The following is a 237-nucleotide window of genomic DNA, read 5'->3' as shown; positions in this document are numbered from 1 at the left end:
CGTCCGCGAGCGCCGCGCGCAGGCTCCCGGCGTCCACCGGGCCGGCGTCGGGCGCGGGCACGGCGTACGCGGTCAGGGTGCCGTCGCGGGCGATCACGGCCGCCCGGTCCACGCCCGGCAGACCGTTCAGCACCGCCTCGATCTCGCCGGGTTCGACGCGGTTGCCGCGGATCTTGACCTGCCGGTCGGTGCGCCCGAGGTACTCGACGGCGCCGTCGGCGCGGCGCCGGACCAGGT

At 78.5% G+C, this 237-nt stretch carries 1 protein-coding gene; it reads right to left on the bottom strand.

What is annotated here, in order from left to right; translation table 11 throughout:
* On the bottom strand, nucleotides 1–237 hold a 237-nt coding region (locus tag B7767_RS47120; RefSeq protein WP_179167563.1), incomplete at both ends, for a hypothetical protein.

This window comes from Streptomyces sp. 13-12-16 (assembly GCF_002114215.1).
GTDB lineage: Bacteria > Actinomycetota > Actinomycetes > Streptomycetales > Streptomycetaceae > Streptomyces.
Note: the sequence above shows the minus strand (reverse complement) of the source record. Positions and strands in the feature narration are given on the sequence as shown.